Annotated in this window: 18 protein-coding genes; 16 read left to right on the top strand and 2 right to left on the bottom strand. The window is 65.5% G+C overall.

Annotated features, from left to right (window positions below):
• Window positions 1–54: 54 nt before the first annotated feature.
• Both RIC54_RS16405 and recQ read left to right on the top strand, forming a co-directional pair.
• A complete protein-coding gene (locus tag RIC54_RS16405) occupies window positions 55–2,238 on the top strand; it encodes a N,N-dimethylformamidase beta subunit family domain-containing protein (RefSeq protein WP_350151209.1) in 2,184 nt (727 codons plus the stop codon).
• 156 nt (window positions 2,239–2,394) lie between these two features.
• Window positions 2,395–4,194, top strand: a complete 1,800-nt coding sequence (recQ, locus tag RIC54_RS16400) for a DNA helicase RecQ (RefSeq protein ID WP_350090212.1) — start codon at window positions 2,395–2,397, stop codon at window positions 4,192–4,194.
• A 4-nt stretch (window positions 4,195–4,198) separates the two neighbouring features.
• Here recQ and RIC54_RS16395 read toward each other — a convergent pair whose 3' ends face one another.
• Complete coding sequence (locus RIC54_RS16395; protein ID WP_350090209.1) at window positions 4,199–5,362, bottom strand: NADH:flavin oxidoreductase/NADH oxidase; 1,164 nt, start codon at window positions 5,360–5,362, stop codon at window positions 4,199–4,201.
• Between the two features lie 598 nt (window positions 5,363–5,960).
• On the opposite strand from RIC54_RS16395, the gene RIC54_RS16390 reads away from it, so the two are divergent.
• From RIC54_RS16390 to RIC54_RS16370, 5 genes are all read left to right on the top strand, one after another.
• Window positions 5,961–6,728, top strand: coding sequence for a response regulator transcription factor (locus tag RIC54_RS16390; RefSeq protein ID WP_350090206.1), 768 nt, complete (start codon window positions 5,961–5,963; stop codon window positions 6,726–6,728).
• 13 nt (window positions 6,729–6,741) lie between these two features.
• Complete coding sequence (locus tag RIC54_RS16385) at window positions 6,742–8,241, top strand: sensor histidine kinase (protein WP_350090203.1); 1,500 nt, start codon at window positions 6,742–6,744, stop codon at window positions 8,239–8,241.
• Window positions 8,242–8,574: 333 nt separating this feature from the next.
• Window positions 8,575–9,141, top strand: coding sequence for an RNA polymerase sigma factor (locus tag RIC54_RS16380; RefSeq protein WP_350090200.1), 567 nt, complete (start codon window positions 8,575–8,577; stop codon window positions 9,139–9,141).
• A 139-nt stretch (window positions 9,142–9,280) separates the two neighbouring features.
• Complete coding sequence (locus tag RIC54_RS16375; protein WP_350090197.1) at window positions 9,281–9,562, top strand: anti-sigma factor; 282 nt, start codon at window positions 9,281–9,283, stop codon at window positions 9,560–9,562.
• A gap of 41 nt (window positions 9,563–9,603) precedes the next feature.
• Window positions 9,604–10,395, top strand: coding sequence for an SDR family oxidoreductase (locus RIC54_RS16370; RefSeq protein WP_350090194.1), 792 nt, complete (start codon window positions 9,604–9,606; stop codon window positions 10,393–10,395).
• Between the two features lie 6 nt (window positions 10,396–10,401).
• On the opposite strand, the gene glpK is transcribed toward RIC54_RS16370, so the two are convergent.
• Window positions 10,402–11,895: a glycerol kinase GlpK gene (gene glpK, locus RIC54_RS16365; RefSeq protein ID WP_350090191.1), complete on the bottom strand. Its 1,494-nt coding sequence runs from the start codon at window positions 11,893–11,895 to the stop codon at window positions 10,402–10,404.
• 133 nt (window positions 11,896–12,028) lie between these two features.
• On the opposite strand from glpK, the gene RIC54_RS16360 reads away from it, so the two are divergent.
• The 9 genes from RIC54_RS16360 (at window position 12,029) to RIC54_RS16320 (ending at window position 21,167) form a co-directional block, all read left to right on the top strand.
• The gene (locus tag RIC54_RS16360; RefSeq protein WP_350090188.1) at window positions 12,029–12,796 is read left to right on the top strand and encodes a DeoR/GlpR family DNA-binding transcription regulator; all 768 of its coding nucleotides are present in this window, start codon (window positions 12,029–12,031) and stop codon (window positions 12,794–12,796) included.
• Window positions 12,797–12,909: 113 nt separating this feature from the next.
• On the top strand, window positions 12,910–14,457 hold the full coding sequence (glpD, locus tag RIC54_RS16355) for a glycerol-3-phosphate dehydrogenase (RefSeq protein ID WP_350090185.1): 1,548 nt from the start codon (window positions 12,910–12,912) through the stop codon (window positions 14,455–14,457).
• A 45-nt stretch (window positions 14,458–14,502) separates the two neighbouring features.
• Window positions 14,503–15,597 carry an ABC transporter ATP-binding protein gene (locus tag RIC54_RS16350; RefSeq protein ID WP_350090182.1) on the top strand — a complete coding sequence of 365 codons (1,095 nt, stop codon included), beginning with the start codon at window positions 14,503–14,505 and terminating at the stop codon, window positions 15,595–15,597.
• 10 nt (window positions 15,598–15,607) lie between these two features.
• On the top strand, window positions 15,608–16,693 hold the full coding sequence (locus tag RIC54_RS16345; protein ID WP_350090179.1) for an ABC transporter ATP-binding protein: 1,086 nt from the start codon (window positions 15,608–15,610) through the stop codon (window positions 16,691–16,693).
• A 14-nt stretch (window positions 16,694–16,707) separates the two neighbouring features.
• Window positions 16,708–17,580, top strand: coding sequence for a carbohydrate ABC transporter permease (locus RIC54_RS16340; RefSeq protein WP_350090176.1), 873 nt, complete (start codon window positions 16,708–16,710; stop codon window positions 17,578–17,580).
• Window positions 17,581–17,593: 13 nt separating this feature from the next.
• Window positions 17,594–18,397, top strand: coding sequence for a carbohydrate ABC transporter permease (locus RIC54_RS16335; protein ID WP_350090173.1), 804 nt, complete (start codon window positions 17,594–17,596; stop codon window positions 18,395–18,397).
• Between the two features lie 13 nt (window positions 18,398–18,410).
• Window positions 18,411–18,686, top strand: coding sequence for a DUF2160 domain-containing protein (locus RIC54_RS16330; RefSeq protein ID WP_350090170.1), 276 nt, complete (start codon window positions 18,411–18,413; stop codon window positions 18,684–18,686).
• A gap of 142 nt (window positions 18,687–18,828) precedes the next feature.
• Window positions 18,829–20,550 (top strand): ABC transporter substrate-binding protein, encoded by a 1,722-nt coding sequence (locus tag RIC54_RS16325; RefSeq protein ID WP_502989671.1) that lies wholly within the window; start codon window positions 18,829–18,831, stop codon window positions 20,548–20,550.
• A gap of 146 nt (window positions 20,551–20,696) precedes the next feature.
• Window positions 20,697–21,167 carry a hypothetical protein gene (locus RIC54_RS16320; RefSeq protein WP_350090164.1) on the top strand — a complete coding sequence of 157 codons (471 nt, stop codon included), beginning with the start codon at window positions 20,697–20,699 and terminating at the stop codon, window positions 21,165–21,167.
• The last annotated feature ends 36 nt before the right edge of the window (window positions 21,168–21,203 follow it).

Here is a 21,203-nt window from a genome sequence, read left to right as displayed (position 1 = left end):
CGTTTCTGACGCCGGTTCCGGCGTCGTGGTACGGCAATCACGAGAACGGGAAACATGCTGGCGCTCACGGGTTACGTCGACCGCCTCTCGGCCAAGCCGGGCGGGACCATCGCGTTCAAGATCAGCAGCACGCTTGGCGGAGAGTACTTGGCCGATCTGGTGCGCATCCGATGCGGCGATCCGAATCCGGCCGGTCCGGGGTTGAAGATCCTGCCGGTCGACCTGCCGTTCGGCGGGCGTTTCCGGGGCCGCCATCAGCCGGTGCACCTCGGTTCCTACGGTCGGATCGAAACCCCAGCGGCCCTGGCCGACGTTCCGGTCCTGACGCTGTCGGCGGTCATCTGGCCGACCCTGCCGGATGGCAACGCCCAGGCGATCCTGACGGTCGGCGATCCGTCCGGCGACGCCGGGATCGGGCTGGAGATCGGCCCGGACGGTGCAGCTCTCCGCCTGGTGACGACGGGCGGCACGCAAACGGCCGCTGTCGGCGCGCCGCTCACCGCGCGGGCCTGGTACCGCATCGAGGCGACGGTCGATGTCGCCGCGGGCACCGCACGGATCGTGCAGACTCCGCTCGATCCGGCGCGGCTGGGTCTGCGGGCTGCGACGACCACCGTTCAGGTCACGGGCAAGCCGCTGCTCGCCGGCGCCGGGACGATGCTGGCGGCGACCCCCGGCGGCGAGGGCGTCCCGGCCAGCCGGCACTATGACGGCAAGCTGGAGGCGCCGACCCTGGTGGCCGGCGATCTCGACACCGCCGGCGTGCCGGCCGGCCGCGTCCTGGCGGCCTGGGATTTGGGGCGTGACATCGGCGGCGTGCGGGTGGTGGACATCGGCCCCGGCGGCCATCACGGCGTTGTGGTGAACCTGCCGACCCGCGGTGTAACCGGCGCTCGCTGGACCGGCCGCGAGATGTGCTGGCGTCACGCGCCCAAGGACTACGCCGCGATCCACTTCCACAGCGACGATCTGTACGACTGCGGCTGGGAGACCGACTTCAGCTTCACCGTGCCCGACGGAATGCCGAGCGGACTGTACGGCGCCCGGCTGCGTTCCGGCGAGCATGAGGACATCATCCCGTTCTACGTCCGGCCGACGCCGGGAAAGACGGGCGCGCCGGTGCTGTTCCTCGCCTCGACCTTCACCTACCAGGCCTACGCCAACCATCGGCGCGGCAACCTGGACGAGGGGTTCCGGGCGCGGATCAAGGACTGGGGCGCCAATCCGAACAGTCCCGACGACCACTCCGACTATGCGCACTCGACCTACAACCGGCATCCGGACAACTCCGGCGTGGCACTGTCGTCGCGGCTGCGGTTGATGTTGATTATGCGGCCCGGCTTCCTGACCTTCAACGACGCGCGCGGGTCGGGATTGCGGCACTTCCCGGCCGACACGCATCTGCTCGACTGGCTGGAAGCCAAGGGCATCGCATACGACATCCTGACCGACGAGGACCTGGACGATGAGGGCGTCGACCTGCTGCGGCCCTACGCTGCGGTTCTGACCGGCTCGCACCCCGAGTATCACACCCCCGGCACGATGGACGCGCTGGAGACCTACACCCAGGAGGGCGGACGGCTGGTCTATCTGGGCGGTAACGGCTTCTATTGGCGGATCGCCCGAAACCCGGACCTGCCAGGGGTGATCGAGGTGCGCCGCGCCGAGACCGGCATCCGGGCCTGGGCCGCGGAGACCGGCGAATACTATCACCAGCTGGACGGCGAACTCGGCGGCTTGTGGCGGCGCAACGGCCGGCCGCCGCAGCGGCTCGCCGGCGTTGGCTTCTCGTCGCAGGGCCTGTTCGAGGGCAGCCACTACCGCCGCCTTCCGGCCGCCGACGACCCGGCAGTTGCGTGGATCTTCGAGGGGGTGCCCGAGACGATCATCGGCGACTTCGGGCTTTCGGGAGGCGGTGCTGCGGGATTCGAACTCGACCGGGCCGACGTCAACCTGGGCACGCCGCCAAACACCGTGGTGCTGGCCTCCTCGGAAGGTCACGGACCAAGCTTCATTCCTGTGTTCGAGGACCTGCTGTCGCACGTGAACACGCTGAACGGCGAGCCGCGCGACCGGCTGGTGCGGGCCGATATGATCTATGCCGACCTGCCGTCGGGTGGCGCTCTGTTCAGCGTCGGATCGATCACGTTCTGCGGAAGCCTGTCGCACGCCGGTTACGACAACCCGGTCTCGCGAATCCTGGAGAACGTGGTTCGGCGATTCGCGGCCGGATCCTGAAACCGCCAGGGTGGCTCACAAGGCCGGCAAGGCTTCGAAAACCCGCTGGTGCCGCCGGATCGGCAGGGCGGCCAGCCGGCGGGTGACCCGGGGTGGCGGCGGTGCTATCCACGGGGCATGGCTCTCCCCGATCCGCTCGCATCCGCCGACGATCCGATGTCCACGGCCCGCGCCGCGCTGGCCGAGGTCTTCGGGTTCCACGACTTCCGACCCGGCCAGCAGGAGGTCGTCACCAGCCTGCTCGCAGGCCGCGACACCCTGGCGGTGATGCCGACCGGTGCCGGCAAGTCGCTGTGCTTTCAGTTGCCGGCGGTGATCGACGGCGGACTGACCGTGGTGGTGTCTCCGTTAATCGCGCTGATGGACGATCAGGTGCGGGCCCTGCGTCTGCAGGGCGTTGCCGCTGGCGCCCTGCATTCCGGGCGCAGCCGCGAGGACAACGCAGAGACCTGGCGTGAGGCGATGGCGGGCCGGTTGCGGCTGCTGTACGCGGCGCCGGAACGGCTGATGCTCGACGGCGTGATGGAGGGCCTTGGCAGGATCCGCCTGTCGCGGCTGGTGGTCGACGAGGCGCACTGCATCAGCCGGTGGGGCCACGCGTTCCGGCCGGAATATCTGGCGTTGCCGCGCCTGCGGGCGCGGTTCCCGGGAGTACCGGTCGCCGCGTTCACCGCGACCGCGGACGCGCCGACGCGGCGCGACATCATCGAGAACCTGTGCACCGGCGATGCCGAGGAATTCGTGTTCGGCTTCGACCGGCCGAACCTGACCATCCGGATCGCCGAGAAGCGCGACCCGCAGCGCCAGATCATCGCAATCCTCGACGACAACCCCGACCGCAGCGGCATCGTCTACCGTCTGTCGCGCCGTTCGGTGGAGGAGACCGCGGCCGATCTGGTCCGGCGCGGCTACAATGCCTTGGCGTATCACGCAGGCATGCCCGCCGAGCAGCGGGCCGAGAACCAGGATCGCTTCGTCAGCGAAGACGGCGTGGTGATGGTCGCGACCATCGCCTTCGGGATGGGCATCGACAAGCCGGATGTGCGGATCGTGGTGCACGCCGATCTGCCGAGTTCGATCGAGGCCTACTACCAGGAGATCGGTCGCGCCGGTCGTGACGGGGCGCCATCCACCGTCACCATGCTGTACGGCCTGGCCGACATCCGGCAGCGCCGCCGGTTCATCGATGAGTCCGATGCGCCGGACGAGCAGCGCCGGGTCGAGCATCAGCGCCTGAACGCCCTGCTCGGGCTGTGCGAGACCACGGAGTGTCGCCGGAAGGCCCTGCTGAGGGCGTTCGGGGAGGAACTGGTGGAGCGGTGCGGCAACTGCGATGTCTGCCTGGACCCGCCGGATGTAATCGACGGCACGGTGCCGGCCCAGAAGGTGTTGTCGGCCATCCTTCGCACCGGGTCGCGCTACGGTGCGGCGCATGTGGTCGACGTGCTCACCGGCCACGTCAACGACGCGGTCACGCAGTACGGCCATGATGCGCTGCCGACCTTCGGGATCGGCACCGAGTTCGACAAGAACGGCTGGCGCTCGGTGATCCGCCAGCTTGTGGCGACCGGCGTGGTCGACATCGACACCACCGGCTATGGCGCGCTGCTGCTCGGTCCGCGCGGCCGGGCCGTGCTGAAGGGTGAGGACCCAATCGGCTTGCGCCGGCCGGTCAAGGAGGACAAGGGACGGTCACGGCGTGGCAAGTCGAGCCCGGCGGTCACCGCGTCGCCGCAGAACGCGCCCCTGCTGACCGCACTGAAGGCGCTGCGCCGCGACATCGCCCGCGAACTCGGTATTCCGGCCTACACGGTGTTCCACGACCGCTCCCTGACCGAAATGGCGGAACGCCGCCCGGAAAACCTGAATGCCCTGTCGGGCGTTCACGGAGTCGGCGCCGCCAAGCTTGAGAAGTTCGGACCCCGGTTCCTGGCGGCAATCTCCACCGCGGACTGACCGCTTACTCCGCCGCCTGTTCCCGCGCTTTGCTGGCCCGCAGACCCTTGTCCCATTTCTCCAGCCACCAGGCATACTGGTGCGGCCACTTCTCGAAATCCGGGTCGATGTCGAAGTGCTGGGCGGCGTGAAGTGCCCAGAACGGATCGACCAGAGCCTGGCGTCCGACCGCGATCAGGTCGGCCCGGCCGTCCTGCAGGATCTTCTCGGCCAGATCCGGTTCGCGGATCAGGCCGACGGCCATGGTCTGGATGCCGACTTCGCGCTTGATGCGTTCGGCGAACGGGACCTGATAGCCCGGACCGCGCGTCAGGTTCGCGTTGGTCGCGCCCTTGGGGCTGTTGCCGCCGGACGAGCAGTCGATCACGTCGACGCCGCGCGCCTTCAACTCATGGGCCAGCGCGACGCTGTCGTCCATCTCCCAGCCGTCGTCGATGCCGTCGACCGAAGAAATACGCACGAACAGCGGCTTGTCTTTCGGCCAGACCGCGCGCACCGCCTCGGCGACCTCCAGCGGAAAGCGCATGCGCCCGGACCGGTCGCCGCCATAGCCGTCATTGCGCTTGTTGGACAGCGGCGACAGGAACGACTGCAGCAGATAGCCGTGGGCCATGTGGATCTCGACAATGTCGAACCCCGCTTCCCCGGCGCGCTCCGCGGCATCGGCGAAATCCTGCCGGGTCCTTGCGAGGTCGGCATCGTCCATCATCTTCGGCGTCAGCCAGCCTTCGGCCAGGGCATTTTCCGACGGGCCGAACGGCTTCCACAGCCGATCGCCGCGTGCGATCTCGGCGCCCGTCACCGGGCCGCCGCCTTCCCATGGGCGCTGGGTGCTGGCCTTGCGCCCCCCGTGACCGATCTGGACGGCCGGCACGGAGCGCTGCTGTTTGATGAAGTCGGTGATCGGCCGGAACGCTTTCACCTGATCGGCGTTGTACAGTCCGGGGCAGCCATTGGTGATTCGTCCGTCTTCGGAAACTCCTGTCGCTTCGACGAAAACGGAGCCGGCGCCACCCATGGCGAACTTGCCGTAGTGCACCAGATGATAGGTCGTCGGAACACCATCGACGGCCGAGTACTGGTCCATTGGAGAGATGACAACCCTGTTGGGAAGCGTCACCGACCCTATGGTCAACGGCTTGAACAGAAGGGGGTGTGTGGACGGCATGGGGGAACTCCGGAGCTTCCGATGGCGCCATGAAAGCGGGCGGCACCACACAATGCAAGTTGGTGGGCGGTCAGGCCACGTGCACTGGGGACCGTTGACACGCCTGAGCCGCCGGGGGATGACAGCGCTATGCGCGAGTTACTGGTCTTGACCACGGCACTTCTCATCACAGCGTGTGCAGCAACGGTGCCGCCACCGCCGACGCCGACGCCGGCGCCGACCGTTGCCACCGCTCCACCGCCGGTTTCCCGACCCGAGAACTCGATCCCACAGGCCGCCGCGCCGGTGCCGGTGCCCAGGCCGGCTTCCGCGAAAGTTGAACCGTTCGATCTGAGAACGCTCCGCGGCGCAACGGAGTCGACCGTCGTCACCCTGATCGGTCAGCCGGATAGCATTCGGGAGCAGTCGCCGGGCAAGGTTTGGGTTTACAATCACGGCGCCTGTCAAATCGAGGTGCACATGTATCCGAGTGTCGATCTGGGCAGCATGGGCGTTCTCGGTACCGCGATCCTGCCTCCGTCACTGGGTGACGGCGATCGCGACCGATGCCGCCGGAGCCTCGCCCGCCGAACCGCCAGGGCGGAGTGAGAGGCGGGGCATGATGGAGAACGTGCACATCCTGATCGTCGATGACGATTCGATCATTCGCGAAACGCTGTCGATGAACTTCGAGGATCAGGGAGTGTCGGTCCACGGCCTGCCGAGCGGCGAAGCCCTGCTCGAGCACCTGAAAGGGGGCGAAACCGCCGACCTCATCCTGCTTGACTGGAAGATGGGTCAGTTCAGCGGCTTGGACACCTTGCGGGAGATGCGGCGCGCCGGGCACGAAATCCCGGTGATCTTCCTGACCAGCCTGACCGACCAGATCTATGAAGAGGCGGCCCTGGCTACCGGCGCGCTTGATTTCATCGACAAGTCACGCAGCTTCTCGATCCTGCTGCATCGGGTGCGGACGGTCCTGGCAGGACGTCGCAACCCCATCGGGGCCGGCATGGACGCGGTGGTTGACGATGATGCTGGTACCGCCAAGGCCAGGATCGGTCACTTGTTGCTCGACCCGGAGGTAGGGCGCGCCTATTGGCAGGACAGGCTGGTGCCGTTGACGCTGACGGAATTCCAGATCGTGCATGCGCTGGCCGTGGAAGCGGGCCGCGATACCCGGTACCGCGATATCTACGACCTGGTGCATGGCGACGGGTTCCACGCGGGTGCCGCCGGCGATGGATACCGGGCGAACGTCCGGGGGTTCATCAAGCGGATTCGACGGAAGTTCGAAGAGATCGACGAGACGTTCTCGGAGATCGAGAACTATCCGGGGTTCGGGTACCGGTGGCGTGCACAGGACACCGAGGGGGGTGTGTCATGAACCCCGTGTCGGTGTGAGCCTGCGGTCTCCGTTGCGGCCGATCACGGCGAAACTGGCTCTGGTCATCATCCTGTTCGCCGCGGTCCCGGCTGTCCTCTACCAGCAGTTCCGGATAGCCGAAGCGGAGCGTACAGCCCTGTTGTTGGACGGGATCGCCAACCAAGGGCAGGCCATCATCGAGTCGATGCGGTCGGTCCTGATGAAGGCGGACCCCACGGAACTGACCCAGCTTGGCCCCCGCATGGCGGCGTTGGCCGGTGATCAGGTTGGGCTGCGCCTGTTGTACCGACCCCAGGAGTCGACGATCGACTCGTTCCTGCTGGTCGCGGCGGTACCGCCCATTCCAGCGGATGCCCTGGAGTCCGAGCGAAGGTTCCTGATCCGCTCGCGCCTGCTCGAGACGGCTTGGAATTCCTGCGACGCCACCGAACCGATCGGCCAAACGCTCGACAACGGCAGCGCCGAAGAAATGCTCGTGGTGGCAGTGACGCCGATGCAGACCGGCAACGGTTGTTGGGCCCTGGTGACGCGGCTGGCCGCCTCGGCGTCGCTGGCTCGCACCATTTCGGTGCCGTACTGGCAGCGGCCGGAGGTGCTGCTGGCCCTTGGCCTGTATCTGTCGCTGGCAGCGGTCATGCTCCTCGTGTTGCTGTCGGTGTCGAGAAACCTGGCGCGCTTTGAACGCTTGGCCCGTCTGATCGCCACGGGACGGGAGCCGAACCGCCGATTTGAAGCACTCAACGAAGTGCCGGAGCTGTCCGGGGTCGCACGGCAGTTCGATGCGATGGTCGACCGGCTGCGGGGCAGTGCCGCCTTCATCCGCGAGACTGCGGAGGAAAGCGCCCACGCGCTGAAGACTCCGATCGGCGCGATAAGACAGTCGCTGGAACCGCTTCGCCTGGTGGTGCCGGAAACCAACCAGCGCGGTCAGAGGGCGCTTGAGATCATCGACCAGTCCTGTGGCCGGTTGGGCGAACTCGTGGTTCATGCGCACCGGTCAATCGATGCGGCGGCGCAGATCGCCGACCCGCCGACCGATCGGATCGACCTCGGTGCAACGGTGGCCGGTCTGGTGGAGGACATGCGCGGTCCTTCGGAGCAGAGGAATGTCGGCCTGCGAACCGATGTCGAGCCGAACGTCGTCGTCATTGGCGGCGACGAGGTGATCGAGACCATCGTTGAGAATCTGATCGACAACGCGATCAGCTTTTCGTCGCCCGGGACCACGGTTGGTGTTTCCGTGCGTTCAGCAGGGGGACAGGCGATCCTGTCGGTGCTTGACGAGGGGCCGGGCGTCAACGGCGAGGTCGCGCAGAGGATGTTTGAGAAAGGCTTCTCGCGCCGTCCAAGGGGCAGGACCGACCCGGAGGCGGCTGCGCGCGAGAATTTCGGGATGGGGCTGTGGATCGTACAGCGCCACGTCCGGGTAATGGGCGGCTCGATCAGCGCCAGCAACCGGCCTGAAGGCGGGCTTGCCATGGAAGTCCAACTGCCTCTGGCTCTATCGGACTGAGTCTGATTCCTGCCGCTGCCAGGGATCCGGCCAACGCCGGGATCCCCCATCAATGTCTTCTGCATCGAGCCAATGACCTGAACCGCCACGGCCCGGGGTGCCGTTTGCATTGGGCGGCGGCGCTGCCAGACCGGCGTCTCGCGTATGTTGTGTCAATCTTACGGTTTCATGTATTCGCTAAATAGATACCTGTGATAAAAAAGTGGCATAGATGTGATAATCATGGATCCAGCGCTTTTACACTGTGTTATGTTGAAGGTTACTATGTTTACCAATTGATAGAGGTCAGAAAATCGCTAATTGTCTCTTCGTACACAACGCGGAGGCAAGAATATGCGCAGCGAATTCGTCGATGAAATCGAGCAGATGATTCCGACGCTGCGGCGGTTCGCGCACTCGTTGGCCCGCAACGCGGCGGATGCCGACGACCTGCTGCAGGACACCCTCGAGCGCTCGCTGGGCCGGTCGCACCAGTTCGAAGCGGGAACCAACCTGAAGGCATGGCTCTTCACGATCATGCGCAATCGCTTCTACACCGAATGCCGCCGCCGCCAGCGTGTCCGTGATCATGCTGAAGAGCGTCGGTTCGGCGCCGCCGATGGCGAAGAGCGGGTGATGGGCGACCAGTTCGCCCGGGTCGAGACCCAGGAGATCGCGCGAGCATTCGGCATGCTGACCGGTGAAGAGCGCAGCCTGCTGATCATGGCGACCGTCGAGGAGCTGCCGTACGAGACGATCGCGCAGATGCTGGAAGTTGAGATTGGAACGGTGAAGTCGCGAGTGTCTCGCGTCCGCGCCAAACTACGTCGAATTCAGGAGGAGACGGGGGACATCGCGCTTGCGCGCGTTGGCATCTCGTCGAAGCCGGTCCGGACCCACCTGTCCGCCGGCACCGCCTGACACTGTAGCCGCCCGGTTTTCGCGACCGGTCCATCACCGTCGTTCCCCCCCCTGGTCAGGGAACCGGGCGGCGCCCGTAGCGTTCTCCCCGTGATATGCATCATGTTCATCAGCGAAGTGATGCGCGCGGGGAGACGTTATGGGTGATGAATTGGACGTCCACAGCTGGGAAATGGTGTCGGCGTATGCCGACGGTGCGCTGGACGAAGTCGGGGCGGCCGTTGTCGAACGGGCGCTGCGGACCGATCCGGCGATGGCAGCGGCTCTCACCGCGATCGAACAGCAGAACATGGCGTTGAAGGCGTGGGCGGCCAGTGTGGATGTCCGCCCGGCGCCGCTTGGCGTGCAGGGGATGCTCAACCGCGCCCGCACGGAACGATGCCCTTGCGTCAACGGCGACGGCGCCCGCATCAAACAATGATATGACGCTATCCAAGCACCGACATCGCCGGGGAGGGCGAGATGCAGGTTCGTTTGGATGGGCGCACCGCGCTGGTAACCGGTGGCAGCCTTGGCGTCGGGCGCGCCATCGCGACCCGGTTCGTCGAGGCCGGGGCACGGGTGGTGATCACCGCGCGCCGACCTGAGATCCTTTCCGAAGCATGCGATGCGATCGCCGCTACCGCCGGCTCGCCGCCGACCGCCATTGCCGCGGACGTTGCCGATGCCGCGGACTGCGCACGGCTGGTCCGCGAGGCCGAAGCCGCGGTCGGGCCGATCGACATCCTGGTCAACAACGCGGGATCCTCCAAGCGCGCACCGTTCCTCGAAGTCGATGACGAGACTTGGCAGGCCGACCTGGATCTGAAGTTGTTCGCCGCTATCCGTCTGGCGAGGCGGGTGATTCCGGGCATGGTCGAGCGGCGCTGGGGCCGGATCATCAATGTCCTGAACACCGGGGCCAAGGCACCGCCGGCTGAGGGAGCGCCGACTGCGGTCAGCCGGGCCGCCGGCATGGCACTCACCAAGGTCCTGGCTGGCGAGTTGGCGCCGCACAATGTCCTGGTGAACGCTCTGCTGGTCGGCCGGATCAAGAGCGACCAGTGGGTGCGCCGGCATGCCGCCGGTGCGGCAGGCGGCTCGAACGCCACGCTCGACGACTACTACGCCGACATGGCGCGCAACATCCCGCTGGGCCGGGTCGGCGAGGCCGACGAGTTCGCCGCGGTGGCCTGCCTGCTGGCCTCCGATCTCGGTGGCTACGTCAGCGGCACCGCCATCAACGTTGACGGCGGGCTCAGCCCGGTGGTGTAGCCCGCGTCAGCCGATCCGGATTCGGGTGCGGGCGACGGCGGAGTCCCAGCCGGACAGCAGCCGCCGGCGGGTCATCGGTGCCATGTCCGGCTCGAACCGCCGGTCCAGCGCCCAGGACGCCGCGACATCGTCCAGCGAACTGTAGATGCCGGCCTGCAGAGCGGCCAGTGCGGCCGCGCCAAGTGCGGTGGTTTCGGTCACGGTCGGCCGCTCGACCGGGATCGACAATACATCCGACAGGAACTGCATCAGCCAGTCGTTGGCCGCCATGCCGCCATCGACCCGCAGGGTTTCCGGCTTGACCCCGTCTTCGGCCATGGCGCGGAACAGGTCGCGGGTCTGATAGGCGACCGACTCCAGGGCCGCGCGCGCCAGATGCGCCCGCCCGGTGTCGCGGGTCAGCCCGAACATCGCGCCACGCGCCTCGGCGTCCCAGAATGGCGCACCCAGCCCGGTGAATGCCGGAACCAGATACACCCCGCCGGTATCGTCGACCGATCGGGCCAATGCCTCGGTCTCCGAGGCCTTCTCGATCACCCCCAGCCCGTCCCGCAGCCATTGGACGACGGCGCCGGAAACGAAGATCGCACCCTCAAGGGCGTAGGTGTTCCGACCGGCTACCCGGTAGCACAGGGTGCTGAGCAGCCGGTTCGACGAACGCACCGGGGCGTTTCCGGTGTTCAGGATCACGAAGCAGCCGGTGCCGTAGGTCGACTTGATGTCGCCGGGCCGAAAACAGGCCTGGCCGACGGCTGCCGCCTGCTGGTCACCGGCGATTCCGAGGACCGGCAGGCGCTTGCCGAGGATCGACGGGTCGGTCTCGCCGAACTCCGCGGCACAGTCCAGGATCTCCGGCAGCATCGAGGCTGGGACCTGGAAGATCTCCAGTAGACGGTCGTCCCAGGCGCTGGTGGTCAGCCCGCACAAGTTGGTGCGCGCCGCGTTGGTGGCGTCGGTGACATGCCGGCGGCCGCCGGTCAGTCGCCACATCAGGAAGCTGTCGACCGTGCCGAAGGCCAACTCGCCACGGGCCGCGCGGTCGCGGGCGCCGTCGACGTGGTCGAGGATCCAGGCGACCTTGGTGGCCGAGAAATATGGGTCGAGCAGTAGTCCGGTGCGCTCGGTGATCAGATCCTCAAGCCCGTCGTCGCGCAGCCGTGCACACACACCGGCGGTTCGTCGGTCCTGCCACACGATGGCGTTGTGGATCGCCTTGCCTGTGCCGCGGTCCCAGACGATCGTGGTCTCGCGCTGGTTGGTGATGCCGATCGCCGCGACGCTGAGCCCGGCGGATTCGGCGGCGTCTATGGCCTCGCGCGTAACCGCTTGGGCGGTGCTCCAGATCTCCTCGGGATCGTGCTCGACCCAACCGCTGGCCGGGTATATCTGCCGGAACTCGCGCTGGGCGACGGCTATGATCGAGCCGTCGGTACGGAACGCGATGGCACGGCTGCTGGTGGTTCCCTGGTCGATCGCGACGATCGCCTGCGTGCCGGCCATGCCAACCTCCCCGGACTGTTCCGCTGCGCCCGCATCGGTGTCGGTTTGCGCAGTCATTGGTCGTGGATTTTCGATTGAGAAAGAAAATCGAAAACGACTACCCTTTTCCAGAAAAAAGAAAACGAGGCTGGTAATGGACAAGGCGACCCGTCGGCGCGGCCGGATCAGGGAGATCGTCACCGAGCGCGGCTATGCCTCGATCGACGAGCTGGTCACCCTGTTCGAGGTGACGCCGCAGACCATCCGGCGCGATATCAACCATCTGTCGGAGCGCGGCGACCTGAAGCGCTATCACGGTGGGGCCGGGCTGTCGTCCAGCGTCGAAAATGCCCCGTACGACCGCCGCCGCCTGTCGTTCGATGCCGAGAAGCGGGCGATCGGACGCCAGGTCGCGGCCGAGATCCCGGACCATTCGTCGCTGTTCATCAACATCGGCACCACCACCGAGGCGGTGGCCGGCGCCCTGCTCGATCACACCGGCTTGCGGGTGATCACGAACAACCTGAACGTCGCCCAGATCCTGTGCCGCAATCCGAGTTTCGAGGTGATCATCGCCGGTGGCGTGGTGCGCAACCGCGACGGCGGCATCGTCGGCGAATCGGCCACTGACCTGATCCAGCAGTTCAGGGTCGACATCGGTGTGATCGGGATCAGCGGCATAGCCGAGGACGGTTCGCTGTTGGATTTCGATTATCGCGAGGTCCGGGTGGCGCAGTCGATCGTGCGCAATTCCGAAAAGGTGTTCCTGTGCGCCGACAGTTCGAAGTTCGGCCGGAAAGCCATGGTTCGCCTGGGCCATATCGCCCAGATGCACACGCTTTTCACGAACGGACCGGTACCCGAAGCGTTCGCCGATACTTTTCGACATCACAACGTTCGGACCGTGACGGCCGACGTTTGATTGGTTAAATTTCGTTTGCGAAAATTTCGACCACCTAGTACGACTCGAAATCCGCAATGCCGAAAAGACGGGCCGGTCCCTGAGAGGCATTGAGCCGGACTTCGGGAGGACAGGTGGACACGGTATCCGCGAGTGTTGATGTCCTGATCATCGGCGGTGGAATCAACGGCGCGGGGATCGCGCGGGACGCCGCCGGGCGCGGGCTTTCGGTCGTCCTTGCGGAGAAGGGTGACCTGGCGTCCGCGACCTCGTCATCAAGCACCAAGCTGGTTCACGGCGGGCTTCGCTACCTTGAGCACTACGAATTTCGTCTGGTGCGCGAGGCGTTGAAGGAGCGCGAGGTGCTGCTGCGTGCCGCGCCTCACATCATCTGGCCGCTGCGCTTCGTGCTGCCGCATCATCGCGGCCTGCGTCCGGCATGGCTGCTGCGACTTGGTTTGTTCATTTACGATCATCTCGGCGGCCGCGCGTTGCTGCCGGGAACACGGATGATCGACCTCACACGGTCACCGGTCGGCGCTCCGTTGAAGCAGGAGTACCGCCTGGGCTTCGAGTACTCCGACTGCTGGGTCGAGGACACCCGGCTCGTCGTGCTCAACGCGATGGACGCGCGGGAACGCGGAGCCGAGATCCTGACACGCACGGCGCTGGTCGACGCCAAGATCGTCGATGGAGCGTGGGTTGCGCGGCTGCTCGGCCCCGAGGGGGAGCGCATCGTCCGCGCGCGCGCGGTGGTCAATGCTGCCGGCCCCTGGGTCGCCGATGTGCTGGGCGGGCGCCTCGGCGTCAACACCGGCAGCTCCGTTCGCCTGGTCAAAGGCAGCCACATCGTCGTGCCTCGGCTGTACGAGCACGACCGCTGCTACATCTTCCAGAACTCCGATGGGCGGATCATCTTCTCGATCCCCTACGAGGGCGCGTTCACACTGATCGGCACGACCGACGAGGATTATCAGGGCGATCCCGGCGCGGCGGCGATCAGCGACGACGAGATTGCCTATCTCTGCCGCCTGACCGCCGAGTACTTCCAGGCGCCGGTAACGCCGGCCGACGTGGTCTGGACCTATTCCGGGGTTCGCCCGCTGTACGATGACGGGGCCAGCAAGGCGCAGGAGGCGACCCGCGACTACGTGCTGGAATGGTCGGAGAGCCGTGGCGGGCCGTCGCTGAGCGTGTTCGGCGGAAAGATCACCACGTTCCGCCGCCTCGCCGAGGCGGCGATGGATCATCTGAAGCGCAGCTTCCCGAAGCTCGGCCCCTCCTGGACCGGTACGGCACCGCTGCCGGGTGGCGATTTCGACCCGCGCGGGGTCGATGCGCTGGTCGGCGGGCTGCGCGAGCGTATTCCCGACCTGGGCCACGCCACCGCGCGACGGCTGGTGCGGGCCTATGGCACCCGGGTCTGGAACATGATCGGTACTGCCGACAGCGCAGCCGACCTCGGTGTCGTGTTTGGCGCGGATCTAACAGAGGCTGAAGTTCAGTATCTAATGAACCATGAATGGGCGCTGCAGGCCGAAGATGTGGTCTGGCGTCGAACCAAGCTTGGCTTGCGAATGACCAAGCAGGAGATCCACCGGCTCGACGACTGGATGGTCGCGCGCACGGCGGGCGGACTGGGAGACAGGCATGCGACGGATAGAGCGGTGGGCGGCCACTAGCGATTCCCCGGCCTGGGCTCCGCGAAAGTGCGGGAGCCCAACCAGATGACGTTGTTGATGACCGGTGTCACCCGACGTGTCGGGCGGGACATCCACATTCACGAGACCGACCTGGAACTTGTCCCTGGTTCGGTCACCGTGTTGCTGGGACCGACATTGGCCGGCAAGACGACCCTGATGCGGCTGATGGCCGGACTCGACCGGCCGACGTCCGGACGGTTGGCCGAGAACGGACGGGACGTGACCGGCATGTCGGTCCGCCAGCGTTCGGTCGCGATGGTTTATCAGCAGTTCATCAATTATCCGTCATTCACGGTATACGAGAACATCGCCTCGCCGCTTCGGCGCGCCGGGCTGAGCGCAGCGGAGATCGATCGTCGGGTCCGTGAAACCGCGGAGACCTTGCGGATCGACGCCCTGCTCGGACGGTTGCCGCAGGAACTGTCCGGCGGACAGCAGCAGCGTACCGCGCTGGCCCGGGCCCTGGTGAAGCAGGCCGACCTGCTGCTCCTCGACGAGCCGCTGGTCAATCTCGACTACAAGTTGCGTGAGGAGCTGCGCGCGGAACTGCGCGAGATCTTCAATCAGCGTGATGCGATTGCCGTCTATGCGACGACCGAGCCGCTTGAGGCATTGATGATGGGCGGGCGCACTGTCGTCGTGCACGAGGGACGCGTGCGACAGGTCGGACCAACCGCCGAGGTCTTCAAGAACCCGGCTTCGGAGACGGTCGGTTCGATTTTCTCCGACCCGCCAATGAACCTGATCGACGTCACGGTGAGCGGCGGTGTCGTGGCTGTCGCCGACGACCTTCGGTTCCCGGCGACCGGTCACCTTGCGGCACTGCCCGACGGCCGGTTCCGGCTTGGCGTGCGCAGTCCGCACCTCCACCTGCGGCGCTCCGGGCCTGATCAGGTTGCCATCGGCGGAACCATCGACCTGGCCGAGATCAATGGTTCCGAGACCTTCGTGCACGTCGCCCATCACGGGGTGTCGTGGGTTGCGCAGGAACTCGGGGTGCACACGCTGGCACTGGGTGCGCCGGTGACCGTGTACCTGGACCCGCATCACGTCTTCGCGTTTGACGCGGCCGGCACGCTGGTGGCATCGCCGGCACCCGCCGTACCGGCTGCTGGTTGAGGAGGCGGCGATGGCGCGCATCGACTTCGAGAGCATCGCTCAAAGCTACCTGGGCCGCGACGCCGACCCGGCCAGCTTTGCGCTGAAGCCGATGAACCACGAATGGATGGACGGCGGCGCCTATGCGCTGCTCGGGCCGTCCGGCTGTGGCAAGACCACCTTGCTGAACGTGATCTCCGGTCTGGTCCGGCCGACTTTCGGTACCGTGCGCTTCGATGGAGTCGACGTCACCGATCTGCCGACCGAACAGCGCAACATTGCCCAGGTTTTCCAGTTTCCGGTGATCTACGACACGATGACGGTGCGCGACAATCTGGCGTTCCCGTTGCGCAATCGCCGGGTCGACCCGGCGACGATCGACTCCCGCGTGACCGAGATCGCCGACATGCTGGAGCTGACGCCGGATCTTGGCAAGCGGGCCCGCAACCTGTCGGCGGATGCCAAACAGAAGATATCGCTGGGCCGCGGATTGGTACGTTCCGACGTGGCGGCCATCCTGTTCGACGAGCCGCTGACGGTGATCGATCCGCATCTCAAATGGCAGCTTCGACGCAAGCTCAAGCAGGTGCACGATCGATACAAGCTGACCCTGGTGTACGTTACCCACGACCAGAATGAGGCGCTGACCTTCGCCGACCAGATCGTCGTGATGAGCGAGGGGCGCATCCTGCAGGTCGGTACCCCGCAGGAACTGTTCGAGCGACCCGCCCACACCTATGTCGGCTATTTCATCGGCTCGCCCGGGATGAACGTCCTGCCCTGCCGCGCCGAGGGCGACGGCGTATCGGTCGATGGCGTCGGAATCCCGCTTCCTGAGTCGTTCATCCATCAGGTGCGGACAGTGGGCGGCGTCACCTCGATTGGCGTGCGCCCGGAATTCCTGAGCTTGGCCGATACGGCAGCCGGCTCCGGTGTTCCGGTCTCGATCGTGGGGGTCGAGGATCTCGGCCAGTATCGCATCGTTACGGCCCGCCTTGGCGAACGGGCTCTCAAGATCAAGGTGCCGGAGGACGTCGCAATCCCGAGCGGCGACGCTTACGCCGTGTTCGATGCGGGCCGCACGCGGCTCTACTCCGACGACGTTCTGGTGGGCTGAGGGAGGGATCGGGCATGGATAAATGGCACGACAATCGGGCCTGGTTCCTGGTGATCCCGGTCTTTGTCATCGTCGCGATCAGCGCGATCATTCCGCTGATGACCGTGGTGAACTACTCGGTCCAGGACATTTTCGGCCCAGGCCAGCGCGTGTTCGTCGGCACCGAGTGGTTCGAGGAGGTTCTGGGCGACCGCCGGCTGCAGGACGCCCTGGTTCGGCAGTTCATCTTCTCGGGCCTGGTGCTGCTGATCGAGATTCCGCTGGGCGTACTGATCGCGCTGGCAATGCCGAAGAAGGGGTGGAGCGTATCGCTTTGCCTGGTGTTGCTGGCGCTGCCGCTGCTGATTCCCTGGAACGTGATCGGCACCATCTGGATCATTTTCACCCGCCAGGACATCGGGCTGATGGGACATACGATCGCCCAGCTCGGACTGCGGTTCGACCATACCGGTTCGCCGTTCGATGCCTGGGTCACGCTGATGCTGATGGAGGTGTGGCACTGGACACCACTGGTGGTGCTGCTGGCCTATGCCGGCCTGCGGGCAATCCCGGAGGCGTATTTTCAGGCAGCGCGCATCGACGGCGCGTCGGCCTGGGCGGTGTTCCGCTACATCCAACTGCCGAAGATGCGCGGGGTGCTGACCATCGCGGTGCTGCTGCGGTTCATGGACAGCTTCCTGATCTACGCCGAACCGTTCGTTCTGACCGGAGGCGGTCCGGGCAATGCCACCACCTTCCTGTCGATCCACCTGGTCAAAATCGCGATCGGCCAGTTCGACCTCGGGCCGGGAGCGGCGTTCTCGATTGTCTACTTCCTGATCGTGCTGCTGTTCAGCTGGCTGTTTTACCAGGCGCTCCAGAGCGTCGGTACCGGCGACAAGGGGTGAAGGGAGACCGACGATGAGGATCCAGAAACGCACCCTGGCGCTCGGCCTGTACCTCGTCCTGCTGATGCTGCCGATCTACTGGATGGTGAACATGTCGCTGCGCAGCAACGCGGCGATCCTGACCCAGTTCAGCCTGTATCCGATCGACCCGACCCTGGAAAACTACATCCGGATCTTCACCGATCCGTCCTGGTACTCGGGATACGTCAACTCGATCATCTATGTCAGCCTGAACACCGCGATCTCGCTTACCGTGGCCTTGCCGGCGGCCTATGCGTTCTCGCGCTACCGCTTCCTCGGCGACAAGCACCTGTTCTTCTGGCTGCTGACCAACCGAATGGCACCGCCGGCGGTTTTTCTGCTGCCGTTCTTCCAGCTCTATTCGACCGTCGGTCTGATCGACACCCACATTGCGGTCGCCATCGCGCATTGCCTGTTCAACGTGCCATTGGCGGTCTGGATCCTGGAAGGTTTCATGTCGGGGGTCCCGCGCGAGGTCGATGAGACCGCCTACATCGACGGCTATTCGTTCCCGCGCTTCTTCGCCCTGGTGTTCGTGCCGCTGATCCGCACCGGCATCGGTGTCACGGCGTTCTTCTGCTTCATGTTCTCGTGGGTCGAACTGCTGCTGGCACGCACCCTGACGACCACCGAGGCCAAGCCGATCGCGGCGGTCATGACCCGAACCGTCAGCGCCACCGGCCTGGACTGGGGACTGCTGGCCGCCGCCGGAGTGCTCACCATCGTGCCGGGCGCGCTCGTGATCTGGTTCGTTCGGAACTACATGGCCAAAGGTTTCGCCATGGGCCGGGTCTGAGGAGGGCGCAGCGATGCTCGAATGGATGGCCTGGACCCTGCCGACCGCAGTGTTCTTCGCAACCATAGCGGCAATTCTGGCTGGAATGACGGTGTGGGAGATCGCGCGGCCCAGTGTACCCCGCCGCGGTTTCCTGCCGTTGGTTACTACCCGTGGCGACCGGTTGTTCATCGGCCTGCTGGGCAGTGCCTACCTGCACCTGGTCTGGATTGCCGCCACCGACGCCACGCTCTGGATCGTCCTGGCTCTGGCAGCGGCTTGGATGGCGATCGTCATGCGGTGGGGTTGAGAGCCGCTACCCATTCATCGCCGGCGGAACGCCTTCGGCGTCGGTGATGGTTCCGCTCCGGTACGGAGCGAGAAAAAAACGGAGGCCAACAGGGAGATAGCTCATGAGAGCGGCACATCGTGTCACCCTCCGGCGACTGTTGATGGGAACGGTGCTCGCCGTGTCCGTCGCGGCAGCCGGCGTGCCATCGGCCGTCCGCGCCGACATGGCGGCAGCGCAGAAATGGATCGACAGCGAATTCAATCCATCGACGCTGTCCAAGGAGCAGCAGCTCAAGGAGATGGAGTGGTTCATCAAGGCGGCCGAGCCTTTCAAGGGCATGGAGATCAAGGTCGTATCGGAGACCATTCCGACCCACGAATATGAGTCGAAGGTTCTCACCAAGGCATTTCAGGAGATCACCGGGATCAAGGTCACGCACGACCTGATCCAGGAAGGCGATGTGATCGAGAAGCTGCAGACCCAGATGCAGTCCGGCGAGAACATCTATGATGCGTATGTCAACGACTCGGACCTGATCGGTACGCATTCCCGGTACGGCTACGTGGTCAACCTGACCGACTGGATGGCCGGTGAAGGCAAGGCGGTCACCCTGCCGACCCTCGACATCGACGACTTCATCGGCAAGGAGTTCACAACGGGCCTCGACGGCAAGCTCTATCAACTGCCCGACCAGCAGTTCGCCAACCTGTACTGGTTCCGCTACGACTGGTTCCAGCGCCCCGACTTCCAGGCCAGGTTCAAGGAACTCTACGGGTATGATCTGGGCGTGCCGGTAAACTGGTCCGCGTACGAGGACATCGCCGAGTTCTTCTCCAAGCACGTCAAGGAAGTCGACGGCAAGGCGATCTACGGCCACATGGACTACGGCAAGAAGGCGCCGGATCTTGGCTGGCGGTTTACCGACGCATGGCTGTCCATGGCCGGTGCCGGCGACAAGGGTTCGCCGAATGGCAAGCCGGTCGACGAGTGGGGCATCCGGGTCGATGGCTGCCGTCCGGTCGGCTCAAGCGTAACCCGCGGCGGCGCCACCAACGGCCCGGCTGCGAAATACGCCCTTCGCAAATACATGGAGTGGCTGCGGCAGTACGCCCCCCCGGGCGCGCTTGGCATGGACTTCTATCAGTCGCTGCCGAGCCTGGCGAAGGGCAACGTCGCCCAGCAGATCTTCTGGTACACCGCGTTCACCGCGTCGATGGTCGAGCCTCGCGAGAAGGGCAACAACACGGTCGACGACAAGGGCGCTCCATTGTGGCGCATGGCGCCGTCGCCGCATGGCCCCTATTGGGAAGAGGGCCAGAAGCTCGGCTACCAGGACGCTGGTTCGTGGACTCTGATGAAGTCCACACCGGTCGATCGCCGCAAGGCGGCTTGGCTGTTCGCGCAGTTCACGGTGTCCAAGACCGTCTCGCTCAAGAAGAGCCATGTCGGGCTGACGATCATCCGCGACAGCGACATCAACCACCAGTCGTTCACCGACCGGGCAGCCAATCTCGGCGGACTGGTCGAGTTCTATCGCAGCCCAGCGCGCGTCGCCTGGACGCCGACCGGCACGAACGTGCCCGACTATCCCAAGCTCGCTCAGCTGTGGTGGCAGAACATCGGTGAAGCGGTCTCGGGCGAAGTCACGGTGGACACTGCCATGGATAACCTCGCTCGCGAGCAGGACAAGGTCATGGAGCGCATCGCGCGTTCCGGAGCCCAGGGCGACTGCGGTCCGAAACTGAACGAGGAGCGTGACGCTTCCTATTGGCTGGGTCAGCCGGGGGCGCCGAAGGCGAAGCTCGCCAACGAGAAGCCGCAAGGCCAGACCGTCAAATACGACGACCTGATCAAGGCATGGCGTGAAGGCCGGGTGAAGTGACTCCTCCCACTCCCGGGTAGCGACGCCGACTGGGCGGGACCGATACGGTCCCGCCCATTTTCTTTGTTGGCAGCGGGTCCGTTGGGCAACGATCACCGGGACAGGGCGTTACTCGCAGTGCGACAACCGGTGCACTGCGAGGACCGATGAGACGCTCGTTCGCCTACAAGGTTGTGTTTTTCATCGCCTTGCTGGCCACCACCCTCGCTCTTGGTGGGGCGCTGGCTCACGCATACGGGTTACCGAACAAGATCGATCTGTCACGCGACGAGTACTTCGTGGCCCAGAAGGCGTATGCTGGCTGGAATCGGCTGGCGTATGTCTTGCTGGTTCAGTTCCTGTCGATGGCGGCCATCCTGCTCATGTCACGGCGCGTTCCACAGGTGCGGTGGCTGGTCGCTGCCGGGATCGTCTTCCTGGTATGCGCGCAGGCGGTTTTCTGGATCTACACGGCTCCCGCGAACGCCCTGACCGACAATTGGACGGTCATTCCCGACAACTGGGAGGTTTTGCGGCTGCGCTGGGAGTACTCCCACCTCGCAGGCGCGGTGTTCCAGCTGCTGGCCATGTCCTCGCTGGTCGTGGCCGCGCTGAGGAGCCGCCGGCGTTGCGGCTGACATCCCAGGTCGGGCTCAGCCGCAACGCCGGCGCAT

Source organism: Thalassobaculum sp. (assembly GCF_040219215.1).
Taxonomy (GTDB): domain Bacteria; phylum Pseudomonadota; class Alphaproteobacteria; order Thalassobaculales; family Thalassobaculaceae; genus Thalassobaculum_A.
Note: the sequence above shows the minus strand (reverse complement) of the source record. Positions and strands in the feature narration are given on the sequence as shown.

What these genes read in the sequence shown, in the direction of transcription:
- RIC54_RS16405 (WP_350151209.1), top strand. Translation starts at nt 55, where the DNA reads ATGCTGGCGCTCACGGGTTACGTCGACCGCCTCTCGGCCAAGCCGGGC.
- recQ (WP_350090212.1), top strand. Translation starts at nt 2,395, where the DNA reads ATGTCCACGGCCCGCGCCGCGCTGGCCGAGGTCTTCGGGTTCCACGAC.
- RIC54_RS16395 (WP_350090209.1), bottom strand. Translation starts at nt 5,362, where the DNA reads ATGCCGTCCACACACCCCCTTCTGTTCAAGCCGTTGACCATAGGGTCG.
- RIC54_RS16390 (WP_350090206.1), top strand. Translation starts at nt 5,961, where the DNA reads ATGATGGAGAACGTGCACATCCTGATCGTCGATGACGATTCGATCATT.
- RIC54_RS16380 (WP_350090200.1), top strand. Translation starts at nt 8,575, where the DNA reads ATGCGCAGCGAATTCGTCGATGAAATCGAGCAGATGATTCCGACGCTG.
- RIC54_RS16375 (WP_350090197.1), top strand. Translation starts at nt 9,281, where the DNA reads ATGGGTGATGAATTGGACGTCCACAGCTGGGAAATGGTGTCGGCGTAT.
- RIC54_RS16370 (WP_350090194.1), top strand. Translation starts at nt 9,604, where the DNA reads ATGCAGGTTCGTTTGGATGGGCGCACCGCGCTGGTAACCGGTGGCAGC.
- glpK (WP_350090191.1), bottom strand. Translation starts at nt 11,895, where the DNA reads ATGGCCGGCACGCAGGCGATCGTCGCGATCGACCAGGGAACCACCAGC.
- RIC54_RS16360 (WP_350090188.1), top strand. Translation starts at nt 12,029, where the DNA reads ATGGACAAGGCGACCCGTCGGCGCGGCCGGATCAGGGAGATCGTCACC.
- RIC54_RS16350 (WP_350090182.1), top strand. Translation starts at nt 14,503, where the DNA reads ATGACGTTGTTGATGACCGGTGTCACCCGACGTGTCGGGCGGGACATC.
- RIC54_RS16345 (WP_350090179.1), top strand. Translation starts at nt 15,608, where the DNA reads ATGGCGCGCATCGACTTCGAGAGCATCGCTCAAAGCTACCTGGGCCGC.
- RIC54_RS16340 (WP_350090176.1), top strand. Translation starts at nt 16,708, where the DNA reads ATGGATAAATGGCACGACAATCGGGCCTGGTTCCTGGTGATCCCGGTC.
- RIC54_RS16335 (WP_350090173.1), top strand. Translation starts at nt 17,594, where the DNA reads ATGAGGATCCAGAAACGCACCCTGGCGCTCGGCCTGTACCTCGTCCTG.
- RIC54_RS16330 (WP_350090170.1), top strand. Translation starts at nt 18,411, where the DNA reads ATGCTCGAATGGATGGCCTGGACCCTGCCGACCGCAGTGTTCTTCGCA.
- RIC54_RS16325 (WP_502989671.1), top strand. Translation starts at nt 18,829, where the DNA reads ATGGGAACGGTGCTCGCCGTGTCCGTCGCGGCAGCCGGCGTGCCATCG.
- RIC54_RS16320 (WP_350090164.1), top strand. Translation starts at nt 20,697, where the DNA reads ATGAGACGCTCGTTCGCCTACAAGGTTGTGTTTTTCATCGCCTTGCTG.